Source organism: Corallococcus sp. Z5C101001 (genome assembly GCF_007352635.1).
Classification (GTDB): domain Bacteria; phylum Myxococcota; class Myxococcia; order Myxococcales; family Myxococcaceae; genus Corallococcus; species Corallococcus silvisoli.
Genome location: NZ_VKLU01000013.1, coordinates 301,006 through 320,652, shown reverse-complemented (window position 1 = coordinate 320,652; position 19,647 = coordinate 301,006). Strand labels below are relative to the sequence as shown.

The following is a 19,647-nucleotide window of genomic DNA, read 5'->3' as shown; positions in this document are numbered from 1 at the left end:
CTATCGCCCTCGGAAGCGGCCCCCGACGCCATGCGAGGGGCTGGAAACGGGGGCAGGGTGCACGGGCATCACGGGCATCACGATGGACGCTGGGGCGCCTCGCGGGACCAGTTCGCGCACGCCTTCGTGAGCGGGCTGGTCCGCCACCGCCGTGCCATCCTGGGCATCGCGGCGCTGATGTCCGTCGTGGGCGTGGCCCTGACGGTGTCCCTCTACGGCGATCTGCGCAGCGAGGTGGAGGAGCTGCTGCCCTCCACCGCCCCCAGCGTGGTGTCGGCCCGCGTCCTCGGTCCCCGGCTGTACGACGTCAACCACCTGTCCGTCGTGCTGGAGGGGGACGACCCCGCCGCCTTGAGGCGCTTCGCGGATGCCTTCGCGGCCCGGGTGCGCGCGCTGCCGCCCACGCTGGTGCGCGAGGTGGAGTACCGCTCGGACGCGGAGCTGGATTACGTGCGCCGCTTCGGCCTCTTCTACCTGTCCGTCGAACAGCTCCAGACGCTCATCCAGCGCGTGCGGGCCCGGCTCGATTGGGAGAAGCGCCATGCGAACCCCTTCGTGGTGGACCTGCTGGGCAACGACACGCCTCCCTCGCTGGACCTCCCCGCGCTGGCGGGCGCGGCGGGCGGAGGGGCGCTCGCGTCCGTGGAGCGCTTCAAGAACGGCTACTTCCAGAGCGCGGACGGCAAGCGGGTGGTGTTGCTCATCCGGCCGCCGGAGGCCACCACCGGGTATGCCTTCAACCACGCCCTGCTGGAGCGGGTGAGGGCGGAGGCCCAGGCCCTGTCCGCGGGGTTCCCCGGGGCTCCGTCGCGCATCGGCTACGACGGCGAGGTCGCCACGATGACGGAGGAGCAGGCGTCGCTGCGGCAGGACCTGGTGGTGTCCGGCATGTTGGTGCTGGGGGGCGTGTCGCTGGTGCTGTGGCTGTACTTCCGGAGGTGGCGGGCCATCGCCGCGCTCGTCGGCTCGCTGGCCGTGGGGTGCGCCGTCACGTTCGGCCTGGCGAAGCTGCTCATCGGCTACCTCAACGCGAACACGGCGTTCCTGGGCTCCATCGTCGTGGGCAATGGCATCAACGCGGCCATCATCTTCATGGCCCGCTACCTGGAAGAGCGCCGCGACGGGCTGTCCGTGGACGACGCCCTGCCCCTGGCCTGGAGCCGCACCCTGGAGCCCACCTTCGTGGCGTCCTTCGCCGCGGGGTTGGCGTACCTGTCGCTGATGGTGACGCGCTTCCGGGGGTTCAACCAGTTCGGCATCATTGGCGGGCTGGGGATGGCGCTGTGCTGGGCGGCGACCTATGTGCTGCTGCCGCCGCTGCTCGTCACGCTGGAGGGCCAGCGGCCCATGGACTTCACCGGCGTGCGGGGCGCGGCCCGGTTGACGGAGACGCTGGCCCGGCTCGTCGAGCGACACCGGCGGTGGGTGCGAGGCGTCGCGCTGGCGCTGCTCCTGGGCTCGATGGGCGCCATCGCGACCTACCGGGGCCCGCTGGTGGAGGCGGACTTCAACAAGCTCCGCGCCCGCGACAGCCAGAAGAATGGATCCATCTACTGGGGCCAGCAGGTGGACGCGGTCTTCCAGACCTACCTCACGCCCATCGCCATCGTCGCGGACACTCCGGCGGACCTCCAGCGCGTCGTCGGGGCGCTGGACGCGCGGCAGCGGGCGCTGGGCACCGGTGCCCCCGTGGGCGAGGTGCGCACCGCGAGCACGCTGATGCCCCAGGATCCCCAGGCGAAGCTGCCGCTGCTGCGAGAGCTGCGCCGGCTGCTGCCGGATGACAAGGTGGCGCGGCTGCCTCCCGCGGACCGCGATGAAGCCAGCCGCTTCCTGCCGCCCGTGGACGCGAGGCCCCCCACGTGGGAGGACCTGCCCGCGACGATTCGTCAGCCGCTCACCGAACGGGACGGCACGGTGGGGCGCATCGCGTTCGCCTATCCGAAGCGCGTGGGCGCCATCGATGCGACGTACGGCACCCAGCTGACGGAGCTCATCCGCGGCGCCATCCAGGACGCGGGAGGCCACGCGCTGGCGACGGGGCGTCCGCTGCTCATCTCCGACATCAACCAGTCCATCCTGCGCGACGGGCCCCGGGCCACGCTGCTCGCGTTCGCCGCGGTGACGCTGCTGGTGCTCGTGGTGGTGCGGCGGCCGGCGTATTCCGTGGCGGTGCTGGTGGGCCTGCTCCTGGGCGTGGCGTGGCTGATTGGGCTGGCCGCGGCGCTGCGGCTGCGGCTCAACTTCCTCAACTTCGTGGTGCTGCCCATCACCTTCGGCATCGGCGTGGACTACGCGGCGAACCTGGTGCTGCGCTACCGGCAGGAGGGCCCGGGGTCGTTCATCCGGGTGATGGACGATACGGGGGGCGCGGTGGCGCTGTGCTCCTCCACGACCATCATCGGCTACGCGTCGCTCATCTTCTCCAACAACCAGGCCCTCGCGGGCTTCGGCCTGCTGGCGACCCTGGGCGAGGTGGCCTGTCTTTCCGCGGGGTTGCTCGCGCTGCCCGCGTTCTTCTTCGTCCCCTCCACTCCCCCCGGGCAATCGCCGCGCGCCCGGGACGTAGAGCCGCTCATGAGCGGAGAGATTGAATGACCTGGAGCCCCCTGCGCCTCGTGTCCGTGGCCGCGGTCGTCCTGTTGTCCGTGCCCGCGTTGGCGGGCGCCCCGAACCGGCAGCAAGCGCTGGACCGGCTGGTGACGCAGTACCACCAGCTGCGCCAGTTCAACGGCGCGGTGCTGGTCGCGGACGAGAAGGGGGTCATCCTGAAGAAGGGCTATGGCTCCGCCAACTTCGAATGGAACGTGCCCAACACGCCGGACACGAAGTTCCGCCTCGCCTCCATCACGAAGCAGTTCACCGCGACGGTCATCCTCCAGCTGGTCGCGGAGGGGAAGCTGAAGCTCGACGACACGCTGTCCTCGGCGCTGCCTGACTACCGCAAGGACACGGGCTCGCGCGTCACCATCACCCACCTGCTCAACCACACCTCCGGCATCCCCAGCTACACGTCCGCGCCCGACTTCTTCGCGAAGGTGTCGCGCAACCCCTACGCCGTCGCGGACTTCGTGAAGCAGTTCGCCAGTGGGGACCTGCAGTTCGAGCCCGGCTCGAAGTTCGCCTACAACAACTCCGGCTACTACCTGCTGGGCGCCATCATCGAGCGCGTCACCGGCAAGACGTACGCGCAGGCGGTGCAGGAGCGCATCTTCACCCCGCTGGGCATGAAGGACTCTGGCTTCGACGTGTCCGCGACGGTGCTCCCGAAGCGGGCCAGCGGCTATGAAGTGACGCCGGACGGCTACGTCAACGCGGCCTACCTGGACATGTCCCTGCCCTACGCCGCCGGGTCGCTGTATTCGACGGTGGAGGACATGTACCGCTGGGACCGCGCGCTCTACGGCGACACGCTGCTGCCGGCGGAACTCAAGCAGAAGATGTTCACGCCGGGCCTGGAGCACTACGGCTTCGGCTGGACGATGGATGCGCTGAAGCTGGACGACGGGAAGACGGAGCTGGCCACCATCGGGCACAGCGGCGGCATCAACGGGTTCAGCACCCGCATCTTCCGCGTGGCGGCGGGCCGGGAGGTGGTCATCCTCCTGGACAACACGTCGCGCGGGGACAAGGTGAAGGAGCTGGCGGCCGGGCTGTTCAGCGTCCTCCACGGCCTCCCGCCCCGGGCGCCCCGTCCGAGCATCCAGGAGGCCCTGAGCGCGACGCTGGACACCGTGCCCATCGCGCGGACCCTCGCGACGTACCGCGAGCTGAAGGCCACGAAGCCGGACGCGTATGACTTCTCCGAGGGGCAGCTCAACAGCCTGGGGTACAAGCTGCTGCGCTCCGGGCGCATGACGGACGCCATCGAGGTGTTCAAGCTCAACGTGGAGATGTTCCCCGCCGAGGGCAACGTCTACGACAGCCTGGGGGAGGCCTACCTGGCCCACGGCGACAAGGACCTGGCGCGGGTGAACTACCGCAAGGCCCTGGAGCTGACCCCCACCAACGCGGGCGCGGCGTCCGTCCTCAAACAGCTGGAGCCCCAGTCAGGGGCCCCCGCGTCGAAGGCCACGCCCTAGTCCTTCCAGATGTGAGCGAATGCGGTCCGTTCCCGGGGCGTTCCGCCCTGGGAGTTCAACGCGTTGCTCACAAGGGGTGGCTGGATGAAGCTCTATTTCAATCCGCGGAGCCGGGCGGTGATCGCCAAGTGGATGCTCGATGAGGCGGGGGTCGAGTACGAAATCATCCCCATCGACCTGCGGAAGCACGAGCACAAGACGCCGGAGTTCCTGAAGGTCAACCCCGCCGGAAAGCTGCCCGCGCTGGTGGACGGAGACACCCGCGTCTTCGAGAACGCGGCCCTCTGTCTCTACGTGGCGGACCGCTATCCCCAGGCCCGGCTCGCGCCGGCAATCGATGCGCCGGAGCGCGGGCGATACCTGTCGCTGATGGTGTACTCGACGTCGCAGCTGGAGCCGTCGGCGGCCGACCACATGACGAAGACCGCGACGCTCCCGCAGCGCGGCTGGACGGAGTACCCGCTGGCGCTGGACGCGATGGAGCGCGAGCTGGGCAACGGGCCCTATCTCTTCGGCGACTGGTTCACCGCCGCGGACGTGATGATTGGCTCCATCTTCATCTACCAGCGCATGCTGGGCGCCCGGACGGACCGGCCCGTACTGGATGCCTACGTGGACCGGCTGATGGCCCGTCCCAAGGGCATGAAGCTGGGCTGAGGCTCACGGCCCGGCGAAGCCCCGCGACACGCCGCCAGCGCTAACGGGGGTTCAGCTCCCAGCGGTAGGGGCTCCGGTCATTCGAGCCGCTGAGCCAGGGGTTGACCCGGAGGTAGTGCCGCCCCGCGACGCGAGGCCGCACGTTGCCCGAGCCGGAGTCGGGGACGGGGGTCACTCCATCCGCCTCGAAGAGGGTGAAGATCGGGGGGTTGGAGTTGGCCCGCAGGCTGCGCACGGCGTAGGCGCGCGGCTCCAGCTCCAGCGCGAACCAGTCCACGTCGTCCCACGTGTCCAGCACGCCGTCGGCCCTCAAGGAGGGGCCGGGGACGGTCGTGGCGGCTTCGCGCGTGTCCCCGTGGTCATCCGGTCCCAGGTCGTCGATCCTCAGCACATAGGGGCTTTCGTTGACGACCACATCGAGGCCCACCTGGAAGACGATGGGCTCCGAGCGATCCGACTTGAAGAGGCCCTGCGTGGCGGAGAAGGCGCGCATCAGGTTCGTGGCGGGCTCCGCGGGTCGGAATGCTCCGAAAAGTCCGGAGGACACCTGGGGGGCGAAGGCCAGGCGGTAGACGTGTCCGGCCTCCACGTCCACGCGGAAGTAGTCCCGATCCGTGAAGGACGCGAAGTAGACCGGGATGGGGACGCCGACACTCGCGGGGACCGCATCCGCCACGCCCGTGCCTTGATCCGCGCCCAGGTCCACCACCTTGAACGTGTAAGGGACCGGGGCATGGGGACCGGCCTCCTTTCGAGGGGTGTTGTACACATACGCCCGCAGCAGGCCGTCCTGCGAGACGACAACGGGTTGCCCCAGCTCGCGGTCCGGGAAGCGGATGGAGGCGGCGCCACAGCCGCTCGGCGCGGCGCTGTCGCAGGCGAGGTTGTACGCGTGGCCCGCCTTCGCGGGGAAGCTGAACCAGTCCAGGTCGAAGCGAGTCCCCAGCACGCCCGTGAGCGCCGTGTCGAACGTGGCCAGGGGCGTGGCGTGGGCCGAGTCATCTCCGTGGTCATCCGCTCCCAGGTCCTGGAGGGTGCACTGGTAGTCCGCGGTGTCCGAGAGCGCGGCGGTGCCCACCCACAGCAGATAGGACCCCGCGGGCAGCTTCACCTCCGCGGTGCGGCCGCCATCCTCGTCGCGTTGGAGCTTCTGGCCCGTCCCCCATCCCCCGGCCGCTCGGATGTCCGCCACCAGCTCCGGGCCCGTGCAGTGCGCCCGGTACACGTGTTGCTCCAACGTGGTGAAGGCGAACGCATCCGTGTCGCCATGGAAGTCGATGCGGCCCGTGATGGGCGTCCCGTCCGTGGAGACGCTGGCCGCGTGCTGCTCCAGCGTGCCCTCCGGGTCCTCCACCTCCAGGAGCGAGAACGTGTACGCACCCCTGTCGAAGGAGTACCCGCCCGGCCACGCGGCGAGCTCCGCGGTGCGCAGGCTCGCGGTGTAGAGCGTGAGGGTGAGCACGGTGGCGCGGCCCTCGTAGCTCACCCGTGCGGGTTCGTACGGAGCGCCAAACCAGGGACTGATGGCCAGGTCGCACCACTGGAAGGCTTCCGGGATGCAGGTGAAGCGGTACGTGCGGCCGGCCTCCCCGGCGAAGGTGAATCGGTCGGTGTCGCCGCGATGCAGCCATCCGGATTCGGGGCCCACGGGCAGGCTGCGCATCTGGGGGCCAGGGGTCGGGAGATCGTCGAAGTCGCCTTCCTCATCCACTTCGCAGACCGAACCGGCCTCTTCATCCACCGGCCCGCAGCGGCACGTGGCCACGCCGCCCGCGCTGGTGCAGTAGCCCGCGGTGCAGTGCACGCCGGCGCAGACGCGTTCAACCTCTTCGAAGGAGGGGACGGCGGGGACGGACGGCTGTTCAGGGCCGCAGCCAGACAGCAGCGACGCGGCCACCAGGGCATGGAGAGCGGAAGAGAGGGCGCGCATGGTCGGTGACATCAAAGGGGGAGGAGTTCGAGGACGTAGGCGTCCGGGGCGGAGAAGGTGCCGAACACGTCGGCCCGTACGAAGTGCCGTCCGGCGGCGCGTGGCACCCAGGCGCCCCGGGCCGTGTCCCAGGGCACGGGTGTCACGCCGTCTGCTTCGAACAGCAGGAACTTCGTGTCGCGCGAGGTGATGCGCGGGGCATGGGGCCGAGCCTCCAAGACCAGCGAGAACCCATCCACGTCCGTGCTGGCATCCAGCACGCCACTGACCCGAAGCGCATCGCCCACGTCCGTCGCCTCTTCAGGCGTGCCCGCGTGGTCATCCACGCCCACGTCCTGCACGCGCAGCAGGTACTTCGCCCGGGGGCCGGAGACGCGCAGCAGCACGGTGGCGTCGGCGTCGACCAGGAAGCGCTGGACCTTCGCGATGTCGTAGCGGGTGAGGCTCTGCGATGGGGATGCGAGCAGGAGGGCCTCCACGGAGGCCCCGTCCACCTGGACGGTGTACACGTGCCCCGCCTGGGCTTCGAAGCGGAAGAAGTCCTCGTCCCCGGCAGGGGTGAGGTAGCCCGTGAGGGGCACGTCCGCGGTCACGCGCACCGCGTCCCGCGGGCCCGCGCCTTGATCCGCGCCCAGGTCCAGCAGCGTGAGCGCGTAGACGCCTGGGGTCCCCTGTCCCTCCACCTTCACCCGGAGCCGGGTGTCGCTGGCGACGCCCACGGGCGCGGGGAGTTCATTCCCTCGCGCGTCGAGGATGCGGGCGTCGCGGCAGGGGCTGAAGGTGGGGGTGTCGCAGCGCAGCGCGTAGGCATGGCCCGCGCGGGCGAGGAAGGTGAACGCGTCCAGGTCGTATCCGAGCTGGATGGCGCCCGTCAGCGGGACGCTGTCGCCCTCGGGCAGCGGGGTCGCGGTGGCCCACGCGTCTCCGTGGTCGTCCACGCCCAGGTCTTCCAGCGAGCATGCATAGGCAAGAGAGGTGGTGCGGTCGCTGACGAGCTGGAAGACGTAGCGGCCGGTGCGCGTCGCCAGGGCCCTGCCTGTCCAGCCGTCGCCGCTGACTCCGATGCTGAGTTTCGCGAGGCTGTCCTCATCGGGGCCCGTCAGCCTGGCCGTGATGCCGCGTTCGAGGTTGGCGGCGCCTGTGCAGTGCGCGGAGAAGGCGTGGCCCGCCTGCATGTCGAAGGCGAACGTGTCCGTGTCCGGTCCTGCCTGGAGCAGTCCCGGGACCGCCGGTCCGCCGGGAGTGAGGCGCGTGGCGTTGGCGGCGTCGGGCGCATGGTCGTCGGGGCGTTCGCTGAAGGCGTACCGGAAGGTGCCGGTGCTCCCCACGGGCCGCGCGCTCACGTAGGCGAAGTGGCTGTCCGGGCGGGTGCTCCGGAAGTGGACATGCGTGGTGCTCCCCTCCTGCTCAACGAACCCCTCGGTCTCATTCCCGTTGCGCAGGTACACATCGCAGGACTCGAAACCCTCCGCGGTGCAGGAGAAGGTGTAGATGCGGCCGGGCTCCGTCCTGAGCGCATAGCCGCGCCAGGGGACGTCCTCGCCCAGGCGGATGAGCTCCCCCGTCCGGGGTGGGGTGGGCGCGACCAGCGTTTCATAGGGCAGCCCCAGCCAGCCGCAGCTCCGGTCCTCATCGCAGGGATTGGGCTGGTAGCACCTCAGGTCCTCGCAGGGGCCCTCGGAGCAGCTGGAGGCGGACAGCGCGAGCAATGCAAGACAGAGGGTGCGGACGGTCATGCGCGAGGACCCTGGAAGGGAAGGGGGCGCACCGTACCGAAGCGCGTGTCGGGCGGACACTCGCGGGCGCGCCAGTGGGCCAGATGCTTGCGCCGCGAAAGCAACTCAGAGGACAGGCCCAGGGGGCCCCCCTCCTTTGGGGAGGGCGTTGGCGGGGCGTGCGCGCTAGGGTGCCGGGGCGATGAGTGACGCGAGCCGTGAGCCGGCGCCGAAGCTGACCCTGGAGGTGCGGGACCTGCACAAGTCGTTTGGTGGGCAGGCCGCGCTGCGGGGCGTGGACCTGGTGGTTCCGGAGGGGACGACCTGCGTGCTGATGGGGGTGTCCGGTTCAGGCAAGACGGTGCTGATGAAGCACATCATGGGCCTGATGCGGCCGGACCGGGGCGTGGTGCTGGTGGAGGGCGACGAGGTGGCGAAGATGGATGAGCCGTCGCTCAACCAGATGCGCCGCAAGCTGGGCATCCTCTTCCAGGCCAACGCGCTCTTCGACTCGCTCAACGTCTACGACAACGTGGCGTTCCCGCTGCGTGAGCGCACGAAGATGCCCGAGCCCGAAATCACGAAGACGGTGAACGAGACGCTGGCGAAGGTGGGCCTGTCGCACGCGGCCACGCGCTTCCCGGGCGAGCTCTCCGGCGGCATGCAGAAGCGCGTGGGCTTCGCGCGCGCCACCATCCTCCAGCCGAAGATCCTGCTCTACGACGACCCCACGGCGGGCCTGGATCCGCTCACCACGGCGGCGGTGAATGAAATCATCACCACGGGCAAGCAGCAGCTGGGCGCCACGTCGCTGGTGATTACACCGGACGTGGCCTCCGCGTTCGGCATGGCGGACCACCTGGCGCTGATGCACGAGGGCCGTGTCGTCGAGTACGGCCCGCCGGACCACTTCCGGCAGTCGCAGCATCCGGAGGTGAAGGCGTTCCTGCGCAATTGGTTGCGGCGGCGCTCGGCGCAGGCTCCGACCTGAGCCTTTATTTCCAGAAGCCTTGTATGAGAGGCTTCAGGCGCCCGGGGGCCGGCGGGTTCGTGATGGAAGCAGGTATTGCATGTCCCGCCGGAAGCTTCGCCCCGTGTTCTCGCGTCTGTGGTTGCTCGCGCCCGTCACGGCCCTGGGGATGGGGTGTTCCTCGACGTGGGGGTGTGACTCGGATGGCCACACGTCGCAGAGCACGTTCCCCATTCCCGCGATGCTGTTGGATGGAGGGACGCCGACGCAGGCCACGGCCTGCGAGGAGCTGTGCGCGAGCTACGGCGCCAAGGCTCCCTGCTCTCTATCGAAGTCCACGGAGGACAAGCCCGAACCGGACCAGGTGAGCTGCGAAACGCTGTTCATCTGCGAGGGCCGCCGGCCGGAGGGGCTGTGCAGCGACGGGGCCGTGGCCGTGGAGGTCCCGGCGTTGGGGGCGCTCTTCGCGAGGATGGCGCACCTGGAGGCCGCGTCGGTGCCTGCCTTTGAGAGGCTCGCGGACGAGCTGGCCGCGCACGGCGCGCCGGAGCGGCTGGTGCGGGCCGCGAGGCGGTCCGCGAAGGAGGAGGTGCGTCACGCGAGGGCGATGGAGGCCCTGGCGCTGCGGCACGGCGCTCCCATTCCGGAGTTGAAGGTGGCCCCCTTCCAGGCCCGGTCGCTGGAGGCGCTCGCGCTGGAGAACGCGGTGGAGGGCTGCGTGCGTGAGACGTTCGGGGCGCTGCTCGCGGGCTGGCAGGCGAGGAGCGCGGAGGACGCGCAGGTGCGCGAGTCCCTGGCGGCCATCGCGCCGGACGAGCAGCGGCACGCGGAGCTGTCGTGGGCGATTGACGCCTGGGCCCTGGAGCAGCTGTCCCCGGAGGCGCGCGAGCGGGTGGAGGAGGCCCGCCGCGAAGCCTGGCGTGAGCTGGAGCGCGACGCCGCGGCGAGCCTCGTACCGGACGCCGTGGCCCGGGCCTCGGGACTGCCCTCCGCGCGGATGGCCCAGCGGCTGGTGAGGGAGCTGGCGTTCTCGCTGATGCCCCAGGCCCACGCGTAACCGCCCAGGATGCGCCGCTCCTGAGTCACAGGGGCGGCAGCTTCTCCAACAGCCCCGAGCGCGACAGCCACAGCATCAGCGCGAAGCTGATGGTGTTGAACGCCGCGTGCGCGACCATCAAGGGCAGCAGCCGCCCGCGATACCAGAAGACGACGCCGAACCACGCGCCCATCACGAATGTCTGGAAGACCGCGAGCGTGCCCTCGTAGAAGTGCCCCACGCAGAAGAGCACCGCGGCGCAAAGCACCGCCGGCACCCAGCCGCCCAGCACCACCCGCAGCCGGGGCACCAGGAAGCCGCGGAAGACGAACTCCTCGAAGCCCGTCACCACCACCATGATGGCCGCGAAGGCCGGCACGCCCAGGCCCGTGTCCAGCAGCGCCGCCGCCACGCCCTTGCGCGCCAGCAGCTCCTTGCCCGCCAGCTTCAACGCCACCGCGACCGCCGCCAGTGGCACCGACACCGCGATGTGCACCGCGTACGTGCCCGCGAGCACCGGCACGCCCAGCAGCAGCTCCCGCGCCCAACCCTCGCGCACCAGCCCCACCTGCGCGGGCCCCTGCCCATCGCGCCACAGCAGCACCGCCACCAACAGGCACATGCCCAGCGCCCGGATGACCAGCGGCGCCATGGACAGCGAGAAGCCCTTCGTCACCTCCGCGTCCGTCGCCACCCAGGCCCCCGCGCCCGTGCCGCCCAACGCCACGAGCAGCCCCACCACGCCCCACCACGCCCCCTGGCGCGTGGACTCCCAGGGCCTCAGCAGGGCCAGCCCCCAGGCCAGGAGCGCCACCCCGACCGCCACCGTGGCCGCCAGTCCCAGCCGCCCCACCGTCGAGGGGCCCAGCACGGCGAAGAACACGAACGCCGCTTCCGACAGCGCCTGGCGCCGCGGCGGCGCCTTCTCCAGCAGCACGGCGACATCACCACGCAGGGGCGTCATACGTCCTCGGGCAGGTACAGGGTGACGCCGATCTCGTGGTCGAAGAGGGCGCGCGACTTCGCCATCTTTCCCACCGCCACCAGCAGCTCGTTGACGAAGGCATAGCGCTGCACGAACGCGTTCCTCCGGTCCTTCCAGCCGTGGGAGTCGAAGAGATAATAGGCATCGCCATTCCGGATGACGGACACGGTATAGCCGCCGAGCACCAGCGCCACCCCCATCCGCTCGCCCTGCCTCAAGAGCGACGCCAGCTCCTGGCCCAGGGTGTCCCGGTGGCTGGTGCCCGCGCCGGCTTGGAGGAGGCCTCGCAGCCGGATCTCCTCCTCGGGAATCTCCAGCGGGTTGTAGTAGGGCGCCTGGGGCTGCAAGACGATGGGATCCACCATCCCACCGCACGACAGCGCCAACGCCTGCATCAGCTCGGTCTCGTCCTCCGTCGCCGTGTTCATCCGCTGATAGAGCGCCGTGCCTTCCAGCAGGATGTTGTCGATGCGTTCGGTGTCCAGCTCTCCCCCGTGCGCCAGCACCGCGGCGATCCCCAGCACCGCCATCGCGGAGCAGGCGGTCCGTCCTCCCGGGACCTGGAACTGGTTGACGCTGCCCTGAACGCAGCCGACGAGCGACGGGGGAGGCGAGCCCGTGGACCGCTGCTTCTCCAGGTAGCCGCTCAGCAGCTCGATGATCTCCTGCTGCAGCTCCTGCGTCAGCTTCTCCTTGCCGGTGCGGGAGCCCGTCGACGCCGTCTGGCGGGTCCCCAGCTTGACCTGCGAGTACGTCTCCGACTCAGGGGTGAGGTCGAAGCTCCGCGGACGGATGCCAATCTGCTGGAGCGCCCGGTAGGCATTGCGGAACAGCAGCGCGAACTGCTCCAGGGCGTGGGGGCTGTTCAGCACGGAGGCGGTCTCCACCTGGGCGCAGACGCCGAAGAACTCGCTCAGGTGCTGCTGGGTCACGTTCTGGGAGTTCGCCTTCCAGCGCGGATACTGCTCGTCGGGTTCGAAGGAGACGCCCCGGATGGCGATCGCGGCCGGCGAGTTCAGGGCCTTGACGATCAACACGCACAGCCGCTGCGCCAGCCGGAGGCCATCCTCCTGCAACCGCGTCAGCAGGGGGATCAGCTCTCGGAGCGAGGACAGCAGCTCGTCCACGGCCTGCTTCTGGAGCTCCCAGACCTCCAGCTGGGCCTGGGACTGGCGCGTGCCCAGGGACTCGGAGATGAGTTGCCAGTTCCGGGCCCACTTCTCGGAGAAGGGCGAGTCGCAGAAGATGCCGCCGGTGGGCGCGTGGTCGCTCGTCTGGGCCCAGAAGTTCAGCGCCTGGTGGTTCGGATCCACCGGCAGCAGTCCCTTGACGGGAGAGAAGATGCCGGTGTGATGCAGGGCGAAGGCCCGGCTGATGACGAAGAAGTCGGCGCGCTTGTTGAGCTTGAACTTGTCGCCCACCTGGTCCCAGTCCTTGATGTAGCCCTTCTCCTTGAACTGCTCCTGGTTCTTCTTCGAGTTCACGCTGCGATAGGTCTGCGAGGACTGGTTCGACGCCGAGACAGGCACCGACAGCGTCAGCCCCAGGGTGTCCGCCTTCACGTGGAAGAGGTCGTCCCACTGGCGGCTCTTCGTGTCGGAGTTCACCGCCACCGTGGCTTCAGGGTCGATGTAGTAGTCGCCCGCGATGATCCACGGCTCGCCGGTGTTCTGGGAGACATGCTGGAAGAAGCCGGACACCTGCTCGTATTCCCCCATGCGGCCCAGCCCCTGCCCCGCGGGGGACGTATGGACCACGCCGATGTGCACGTCGTGCTTGCCGATGCGCAGGTCGTGGACCACGACCGGGCGCCAGGGGAGGTGGCGCGCGTTGAGCAGCCGGTATTGCTCCCTGCGCTCCTTGAGCAGCGTGGGGTACTTCGTCGTCCAGCCCTTGGGTGCCTTGGTGTATTCGACGGGCTTGGCCCACTGGATGGGTTCGGTGGAGCGGTCGCTGGAGCGCCGCTTCACCTCGCCGCCGCTGAAGGCGCGCCAGCTGCTATCGGTGCAGCAGCTCGTCCTGAAGATGATGGGGTACCACTCACACTGGCTCTTCCCGAGCGTCCAGGTCTCCTCGTCCGTATCGGACATGGAGCTCTCATCGTCGGAGTCCTCGTCCTCGCTGTCGTCATCCTCCGAGGCCTTCTGGCCCTTGTATTTCGGGTAGACCGCCTGCATCTGCGGCCCCAGCACCAGGGTGAGCCCGTGTCCCTTGAAGTCGATGGACTTCAGGAGGGGGAGCGCCTTCTTGTTGATCTCCTGGAGCACCAGCACGTCCAACCAGGGGTTCTGCTCGAAGAGGCGCAAGAGGAGGTCCTTCTTGGCCTTGGCTGTCTTCTGGCTGAAGTGGTTGATGTTGAAGGTGCCGACCCCCAGGTCCAGTCCGGCCTCCTCCTCATGGACCTCCTCCCTGCGCAGGGAGGGAGGCGGCTCCTGGGGCGAGGACGTCATCGACGGCGAATGCTTCCGCTTCTTGAAAGGGAGGAGGTGGTTGGGGAGCGGGGTCTTGAAGGTCTCCAGCTTCCTTCGCGCCAGCACGGAGCGCTGGGACTCCTTGGCGTCCCGCTGCCGGAAGGCCTTTCCTCCACGGATGGTGTAGCTCCCGTACCGCGTGGACTTCCGGTGCTTCGGAATGCCTCGGGGGACCTCCTTCATCGACCCGGTGCCCATGCATCCCCTGCACCTCACGGGCCTGAGCATGAAGGCGGCGTGGTAGCCGCAGATGGTGCAGTAGAACCGCATGCCTGCCCTCTGGGGGCACATGCGTGGGCCCCGCGAATGGCTCCACCATATCGCTCATCTCCGGGCCCGACGTGTTACGAGCCTGTCCATGGCGAAAACCCTCCCCGAGCGTCCGCGCGCGGTCCTCGTTGGTGTCCAGCTTCCCGGCGTCACGGACGAGGCTCATGCCGCGGATCTCGCGGAGCTGCGTCGGCTGGTGCACACATTGGGGTTCGACTCCGTGGCGACGGTGTCCCAGCGCCGGGAGCGGCTGGCCACCGGCACGGTGCTCGGCTCAGGCAAGCTCAAGGAGCTGGCCGCGCTCACCGGAGGCACCGGCGTCATCCCGTCCGGCGCGCAGGGCAAGGCTTCGAAGGCCCGTGAGAAGTGGGAGGCCGAAGCCGACGGGGAGCCGGAGGACGCGGACGCTCCTGGCGACGATGACGCGGAGGACCCTTTCGAGGAGGCCGAGGATGCTCCGGAGGCGACCGCCCTGGAGCCGGGCCCCAGGCCCACGGTGGTGGTCGTGGACCACGAGCTGTCACCCAGCCAGCTGCGCAATCTGGAGCGGGCCACGGGCGCGCAGGTGCTGGACCGCGCGGGCGTGATTGTCGACATCTTCCACCGGCACGCGAAGAGCCACGAGGCGCGGATGCAGGTGGAGATCGCCCGGCTCAACTACCTGGCCCCGCGCCTGCGCGAGTCCTCGGGAGGCCGCGAGCGCCAGCAGGGCCGCGGCTCGGGAGACTCGGCGGTGGAGTTGGACCGCCGCAAGATTCGCGACCGGCTGGCGGAGCTGCGCGAGGGGCTGGCGGCCATCCAGAAGGACCAGGACCAGCGCCGCTACGCGCGCCGCGACCAGCTGCGCGTGGCGCTGGTGGGCTACACGAACGCGGGCAAGTCCTCGCTGATGCGGGCGCTGACGGGCAGCGCGGTGCTGGTGGCGGATCAGCTCTTCGCGACGCTGGACACGACGGTGCGCGCGATGCAGCCGGAGACCCGGCCGCGCATCCTGGTCTCGGACACGGTGGGCTTCATCCAGAAGCTGCCGCACGACCTGGTGGCGTCGTTCCGCTCGACGCTGGACGAGGCGCTGGAGGCGTCGCTGCTGCTCTACGTGGTGGACGCGTCCGACCCCACCTGGGCCGCGCAGCTGGACGTCACCCGCACGGTGCTCCGGGAGATTGGCGCGGACGTGGTGCCCGGCAGGCTGCTCTTCAACAAGGTGGACCGGCTGGACGCGGCGGCGCAGGACGCGCTGCGGGCGGAACACCCCGAGGCCATCCTCGTGTCCGCGCATCGGCCGGACGACGTGGCGATGCTGCGCAAGGACATCATCGCCTTCTTCGAGGCCTCCATGGTGGAGGCGGACCTGGTGATTCCGTACGCCCGGCAGGCGCGCATCGGCGAGGTGTATGAACACACCACGGTGGTGTCGCAGGCCTACGACGAGCTGGGCAGCCGGCTGCGCGTGCGCGGGTTGCCGGGCGCCATCGCCCGGCTCACCCGGTCGTTGCAGGACTGAGGCCTCAGCGCACCACGGGCACGGTGATGGGGTCCTTGTCGTCCACGGTGACCTCCACCTTGCCCACGCGCCACAGCACCGGCTGGAACGTGAGCTTCAGCACGTGGCCGTTCGCGCTCTCCAGCAGGGCCGTGCCTTCCTTGGGCAGGTAGTCGCCGACTTCGTACAGGACGGACGTGAGCGTGAGGCGGTCCGTGCCGCCGGGCCCCGTCAGCTCGCCTGGACCGTCGAACAGCAGCGACGCGCCGCCGATGAGGGGCAGGCCCTGGCGCATGCCCACGCGGCTGTGGATGTGGAACGTGTGCCCTTCTCGGCCCGGCACGTCGCCCTCCACCTCCGCGAACAGGTGCGTCTCATCTGAACAGGTGCCATAGCCCACCTTCGCCTGGAGCGGCTGGCCGTCCACGGCCAGCCCGCGCAGGTCGGCGTTCAGCTCCATCAGGTCCTCGCCGCCGCGATACTCCAGCACCGCGTGTCCGGTGAAGCGCAGGCCGTGCACGTCACAGCCGCCGGCGGGGAACGACACGACGACCGCGTCGGTGACGTCATCCACCGGCCGCACGGTGGCCGTCGCGCAGGAGATGCGGGAGGACAGGCCTTCCGCGGCGTGGCCCAGGAAGGCGCGCCGGGGCTCGCCGCAGGTGTACACGGGCATCAGCCCCAGCGCCTCGAACGCGCCACGCACCTGGTGCGCGGAGGCCGCCACCCGCTCCACGCGCGCCGTCGCGTCTTCCACTTCCTCCTTCGTGGGGAGGTTGCCTCCACAGGCGCTGGTGGCGAGGACGGCGAGGGCAATGCAGGCGGTGCGACGCATGAAGGGCTCCAGGGAGGGTGCGGCGCCACCGCTTCCTCGCGGCGGACCGTGCCCTGGCCTTGAGCAACCGTCGTGCCCTCCTCAACCCCATGAATCTCCAGGCAAAGGGGCTCCCCTGACCCCGGTGGACGTGTGCAGTGCGCTGCGCAACCAGGGGCGGTCATGTCGGGACCGCCGCTCATGACGCCCGTGTCGCGCTCGCGGCGGCGGCGCGCGCCCACGCGGTCGCGGCGCCGGTCAGGTCCCCTCGTTCGGAGCCTCATCGTCGGAGGCGTCCTCATCATCAGGAGCTGCTTCGTCCTCATCCTCGAGCGCGCCTTCCGCGTCCAGGTCCTCCGCCTCCAGCGGCTCCACCTCCTCCGGTGACGGCTCCGCGCCGGAGGGCTCCGGCACGGCGGTGCCCAGCGGGTAGATGACCAGGTGGCGCAGGGGTTCGCTGCCCACGCTGATGGCTTCCAGGTGGTTCCTCACGACCAGCGTGTGCTGCAGCTTGCGCAGGCGTGACGGCCGAGGCGGGAGCGGCACGGAGACGCCGTCCACGAGCACGCGCTGGATGCCCTGCTCCGCGTCCGCGACGGCGGCGTGCACGTCGCGTGGATCGACACCCTCCAGCAGGTGGAACTCGGTGCGCAGCGCGCGGCGGATCTCCGTGGCGCTGTTGCGCTTGATGGCTAGCACCCGCGCCCCCGCGCGCTCGGACGCGCGGCGCAGGCGGGGAGAGTTGGCGCGGCTTCGCAACGTGAGCACCAGGTCCGCGTTCTCCGGCCGCCCCACCACGAGGGCCTCCACCGGCAGGTCGCGCAGCACGCGCTCCAGCAGCTCGCGGCTCACCGCATGCGCCGCGATGCGCGTGGGCCCTGGCTTCGGAGCGCCCAGCGCCGGGGTGCCCTTGGGCACGCGTCCACCCGGCGGCGTGGCCTCCACGACCTCCGTGGGCGCGTCCACGTGCACGGCGCCGTCCTGCTGCCGGCGGCGCTCCCCGCCCACCTCCGCGCCCGTGAGCAGCCGGTCCACCGCGCCGCCCGTGTCACGGTGAACGCGCACCTCCTCGCGGCTCACCATCTCCACCACGATGTCGAAGGTCGGCGCTCCCTTGCGCTCGGTCACGGTCTTCTGCGTGCCCCGGCGTCGCGCCTCGTCGTCGCTCAGCGTGACGGTGTGCACGCCGCCCACGAGGTCGGAGAGCGTGGGGTTCAGCACCAGGTTCTGCAAGGTGTTGCCGTGCGCGGTCGCCACCAACTGCACGCCGCGCTCCGCGATGGTGCGCGCGGCGGCGGCCTCCGCGGCGGTGCCAATCTCATCCACCACGATGGCCTCGGGCATGTGGTTCTCCACCGCCTCGATCATCACGTCGTGCTGCCGGTCCGGCCGGCTCACCTGCATGCGCCGCGCGCCGCCAATGCCCGGGTGCGGGATGTCCCCGTCGCCGCCAATCTCATTGGACGTGTCCACCACCATCACGCGCTTGCCCAGCGAGTCCGCGAGCACGCGCGCCACCTCGCGCAGCTTCGTCGTCTTGCCCACGCCGGGCCGTCCGAGCAGCAGCAGGTTCCGCCCCGACTCCACCAGGTCGCGCAGCATGTCGATGGTGCCCTGGATGGCCCGCCCCACGCGCAGCGTGAGCCCCACCACGCGCCCCTGCCGGTTGCGGATGGCCGACACGCGGTGGAGCGTGCGCTCGATGCCCGCGCGGTTGTCCCCGCCCGGCTCACCCACCCGGGCGAGCACCGCCTGCAACGCCTCTTGCTCCACGGGCGCGTCCGACAAGCGCGCCACGCCGCTCACCAGCCGTGCTTCCGGAGGGCGGCCCAAATCCATCACCACCTCCAACAGCTCCGCTTCGGGGAGCCGGCGCACCGCCTCCTGGAGCGGCGCGGGGAGGATCGCGACCAGCAGGGCGAAGTCGTCGTGGGAGGGGGGCGGAGTCTCGGGAGGGCGGCGGTCCATGGCGATGCAGGTTCTTTAGCCTCGGACCGGCGTCGCCGGGCCCCCTGCTTCCGCTTCCGGGAATCCCGGAAGAGCCCGTTTTCTACGGGCATCCCACGATTTACCTACCCAGAGTGGAGTCCTAATAAGCCCTGAGTCTCGGGTATTTGCGTTCCAATGCAGCTATAGCGTATATTTCACAGTGTACCTGGAAGGAATGTGCTTCAGACATCCTTACAAGGGCCTTGGAAGGCAGGAGGCGCGCATGGCGGAAGGCAAACTGAAGGCACTTGTGGTGGACGATGACCCACTTGTGCTCGAACTGGTGGAGCGTTCCATCAGCCGTTACGGCTTCGATGTCGTCACCACGCGCGCGGCGCTGGGCGTGGCGAACATGCTGCGCACGCACCAGCCGGACATCGTGCTCCTGGACGTGAACATCCCGGCGCTCAGCGGGGATCGCATCCTGGGCGTGGTGCGCCAGTTCGCGGGGCCGGACACGCTGTTCATCCTGTATTCGTCCATGGACGAGTCTCGGCTGCGCGAGCTGGTGCGGGCCTCGGGAGCGGACGGCTACATCCCGAAGGGCGTCACCGGTCCGGAGCTGGCGTTGAAGCTTTCGGGCATGCACCACAAGCGGATGGCGAACCGGCCTTCCCCCGTGGAGCCGTCGCTTCAGGGTGAAGTGGGGGCGTCCCAGTCCCAGAGCACCACGGCCCAGGTGTCGCTGGCGTCGCGGTAGGTGTGGACGGTCTCGAACCCGACCCGCGCGTGCGCGCGCAGAGAGCGGGTGTTGCGCACCGAGACCTCCGTGATGACGCAGTCGAACCGCTCGCGAAGCCGCGCGCGGTGCTGGTGGTAGAGCGCGTCGAACAGGCCTGTCCCCCGGTGGGCCTTGTCGACGCACACCTGTCCCATCACATAGAAGCGCTGGTCCTTGAGCGGACGGCCGCGGTGTTCGAGCTGCTCGATGAGCGCGAACATCGGCTCCAGGATGGGGACGAGCGCACGGCACTCGCGGGGCATGACCAGGGCGTACGCGACGACCTCGGAGCCCTGGAGGGCGATGACGCTGGGAGCGAGCGCGTGCATGCGCTCCAGCGTGGTCAGGTCGTGCTGGACGGTGACGAAGCCCTGCGCCCGCTGCTCCTCCGAGGAGAGCACCGGGGGCAGGTTCCGGCGCTGCAGGGCGAGCACCTGCTCCAGCTCTTCTGGGGACTGCACGGCCCGGACGTCGTACGGAAGCGGCATGGGGCCGGAGCATAGGTCCGCGTGAACGTCCTGGGC

The 19,647-nt window shown here is 69.9% G+C and carries 14 protein-coding genes; 7 read left to right on the top strand and 7 right to left on the bottom strand.

Annotation, left to right across the window (positions count from 1 at the left end; genetic code table 11):
* Nucleotides 1–57 precede the first annotated feature (57 nt).
* The 3 genes from FOF48_RS28375 to FOF48_RS28365 all read left to right on the top strand — a co-directional run bounded on the left by FOF48_RS28375 (nt 58) and on the right by FOF48_RS28365 (nt 4,739).
* Complete coding sequence (locus FOF48_RS28375) at nt 58–2,598, top strand: RND family transporter (RefSeq protein WP_161664738.1); 2,541 nt, start codon at nt 58–60, stop codon at nt 2,596–2,598.
* Nucleotides 2,595–4,082: a serine hydrolase gene (locus FOF48_RS28370; RefSeq protein ID WP_143906554.1), complete on the top strand. Its 1,488-nt coding sequence runs from the start codon at nt 2,595–2,597 to the stop codon at nt 4,080–4,082. Before FOF48_RS28375 ends, FOF48_RS28370 begins: the two co-directional genes overlap by 4 nt.
* 84 nt (nt 4,083–4,166) lie before the next feature.
* On the top strand, nt 4,167–4,739 hold the full coding sequence (locus tag FOF48_RS28365) for a glutathione S-transferase family protein (RefSeq protein ID WP_143906552.1): 573 nt from the start codon (nt 4,167–4,169) through the stop codon (nt 4,737–4,739).
* A gap of 40 nt (nt 4,740–4,779) precedes the next feature.
* On the opposite strand, the gene FOF48_RS28360 is transcribed toward FOF48_RS28365, so the two are convergent.
* Nucleotides 4,780–6,669 carry a hypothetical protein gene (locus FOF48_RS28360; RefSeq protein ID WP_143906550.1) on the bottom strand — a complete coding sequence of 630 codons (1,890 nt, stop codon included), beginning with the start codon at nt 6,667–6,669 and terminating at the stop codon, nt 4,780–4,782.
* 11 nt (nt 6,670–6,680) lie between these two features.
* Nucleotides 6,681–8,405 carry a hypothetical protein gene (locus tag FOF48_RS28355; protein WP_143906548.1) on the bottom strand — a complete coding sequence of 575 codons (1,725 nt, stop codon included), beginning with the start codon at nt 8,403–8,405 and terminating at the stop codon, nt 6,681–6,683.
* Between the two features lie 181 nt (nt 8,406–8,586).
* Between FOF48_RS28355 and FOF48_RS28350 the strand changes: the two genes are divergently transcribed.
* Together FOF48_RS28350 and FOF48_RS28345 are read left to right on the top strand one after the other, a co-directional pair.
* Nucleotides 8,587–9,375 (top strand): ABC transporter ATP-binding protein, encoded by a 789-nt coding sequence (locus tag FOF48_RS28350; protein ID WP_143906546.1) that lies wholly within the window; start codon nt 8,587–8,589, stop codon nt 9,373–9,375.
* Nucleotides 9,376–9,454: 79 nt separating this feature from the next.
* The gene (locus FOF48_RS28345) at nt 9,455–10,411 is read left to right on the top strand and encodes a hypothetical protein (protein ID WP_143906544.1); all 957 of its coding nucleotides are present in this window, start codon (nt 9,455–9,457) and stop codon (nt 10,409–10,411) included.
* Between the two features lie 25 nt (nt 10,412–10,436).
* Here FOF48_RS28345 and FOF48_RS28340 read toward each other — a convergent pair whose 3' ends face one another.
* Nucleotides 10,437–11,345: a CPBP family intramembrane glutamic endopeptidase gene (locus FOF48_RS28340; protein WP_143906640.1), complete on the bottom strand. Its 909-nt coding sequence runs from the start codon at nt 11,343–11,345 to the stop codon at nt 10,437–10,439.
* A 5-nt stretch (nt 11,346–11,350) separates the two neighbouring features.
* The gene (locus FOF48_RS28335; RefSeq protein WP_143906542.1) at nt 11,351–14,116 is read right to left on the bottom strand and encodes a hypothetical protein; all 2,766 of its coding nucleotides are present in this window, start codon (nt 14,114–14,116) and stop codon (nt 11,351–11,353) included.
* Nucleotides 14,117–14,204: 88 nt separating this feature from the next.
* Here FOF48_RS28335 and hflX point away from each other — a divergent pair, with 88 nt between their 5' ends.
* Entirely contained in the window at nt 14,205–15,620 is a 1,416-nt protein-coding gene (hflX, locus tag FOF48_RS28330; protein ID WP_143906541.1) for a GTPase HflX, read from the top strand.
* 4 nt (nt 15,621–15,624) lie between these two features.
* On the opposite strand, the gene FOF48_RS28325 is transcribed toward hflX, so the two are convergent.
* Nucleotides 15,625–16,434, bottom strand: coding sequence for a hypothetical protein (locus tag FOF48_RS28325; RefSeq protein WP_143906539.1), 810 nt, complete (start codon nt 16,432–16,434; stop codon nt 15,625–15,627).
* Between the two features lie 237 nt (nt 16,435–16,671).
* Entirely contained in the window at nt 16,672–18,381 is a 1,710-nt protein-coding gene (locus tag FOF48_RS28320; protein ID WP_143906537.1) for a R3H domain-containing nucleic acid-binding protein, read from the bottom strand.
* Between the two features lie 244 nt (nt 18,382–18,625).
* Between FOF48_RS28320 and FOF48_RS28315 the strand changes: the two genes are divergently transcribed.
* Nucleotides 18,626–19,102 (top strand): response regulator, encoded by a 477-nt coding sequence (locus FOF48_RS28315; RefSeq protein WP_143906535.1) that lies wholly within the window; start codon nt 18,626–18,628, stop codon nt 19,100–19,102.
* Here FOF48_RS28315 and FOF48_RS28310 read toward each other — a convergent pair.
* The gene (locus FOF48_RS28310) at nt 19,036–19,611 is read right to left on the bottom strand and encodes a GNAT family N-acetyltransferase (protein ID WP_143906533.1); all 576 of its coding nucleotides are present in this window, start codon (nt 19,609–19,611) and stop codon (nt 19,036–19,038) included. The two genes, FOF48_RS28315 and FOF48_RS28310, sit on opposite strands and share 67 nt — an antisense overlap.
* Nucleotides 19,612–19,647 lie beyond the last annotated feature (36 nt).

Bases quoted from the DNA above. Each gene is read 5' to 3' on its own strand.
- FOF48_RS28370 (WP_143906554.1), top strand. From the start codon at position 2,595: ATGACCTGGAGCCCCCTGCGCCTCGTGTCCGTGGCCGCGGTCGTCCTG.
- FOF48_RS28365 (WP_143906552.1), top strand. From the start codon at position 4,167: ATGAAGCTCTATTTCAATCCGCGGAGCCGGGCGGTGATCGCCAAGTGG.
- FOF48_RS28360 (WP_143906550.1), bottom strand. From the start codon at position 6,669: ATGCGCGCCCTCTCTTCCGCTCTCCATGCCCTGGTGGCCGCGTCGCTG.
- FOF48_RS28355 (WP_143906548.1), bottom strand. From the start codon at position 8,405: ATGACCGTCCGCACCCTCTGTCTTGCATTGCTCGCGCTGTCCGCCTCC.
- FOF48_RS28350 (WP_143906546.1), top strand. From the start codon at position 8,587: ATGAGTGACGCGAGCCGTGAGCCGGCGCCGAAGCTGACCCTGGAGGTG.
- FOF48_RS28345 (WP_143906544.1), top strand. From the start codon at position 9,455: ATGTCCCGCCGGAAGCTTCGCCCCGTGTTCTCGCGTCTGTGGTTGCTC.
- FOF48_RS28335 (WP_143906542.1), bottom strand. From the start codon at position 14,116: ATGCGGTTCTACTGCACCATCTGCGGCTACCACGCCGCCTTCATGCTC.
- hflX (WP_143906541.1), top strand. From the start codon at position 14,205: ATGGCGAAAACCCTCCCCGAGCGTCCGCGCGCGGTCCTCGTTGGTGTC.
- FOF48_RS28325 (WP_143906539.1), bottom strand. From the start codon at position 16,434: ATGCGTCGCACCGCCTGCATTGCCCTCGCCGTCCTCGCCACCAGCGCC.
- FOF48_RS28320 (WP_143906537.1), bottom strand. From the start codon at position 18,381: ATGGACCGCCGCCCTCCCGAGACTCCGCCCCCCTCCCACGACGACTTC.
- FOF48_RS28315 (WP_143906535.1), top strand. From the start codon at position 18,626: ATGGCGGAAGGCAAACTGAAGGCACTTGTGGTGGACGATGACCCACTT.
- FOF48_RS28310 (WP_143906533.1), bottom strand. From the start codon at position 19,611: ATGCCGCTTCCGTACGACGTCCGGGCCGTGCAGTCCCCAGAAGAGCTG.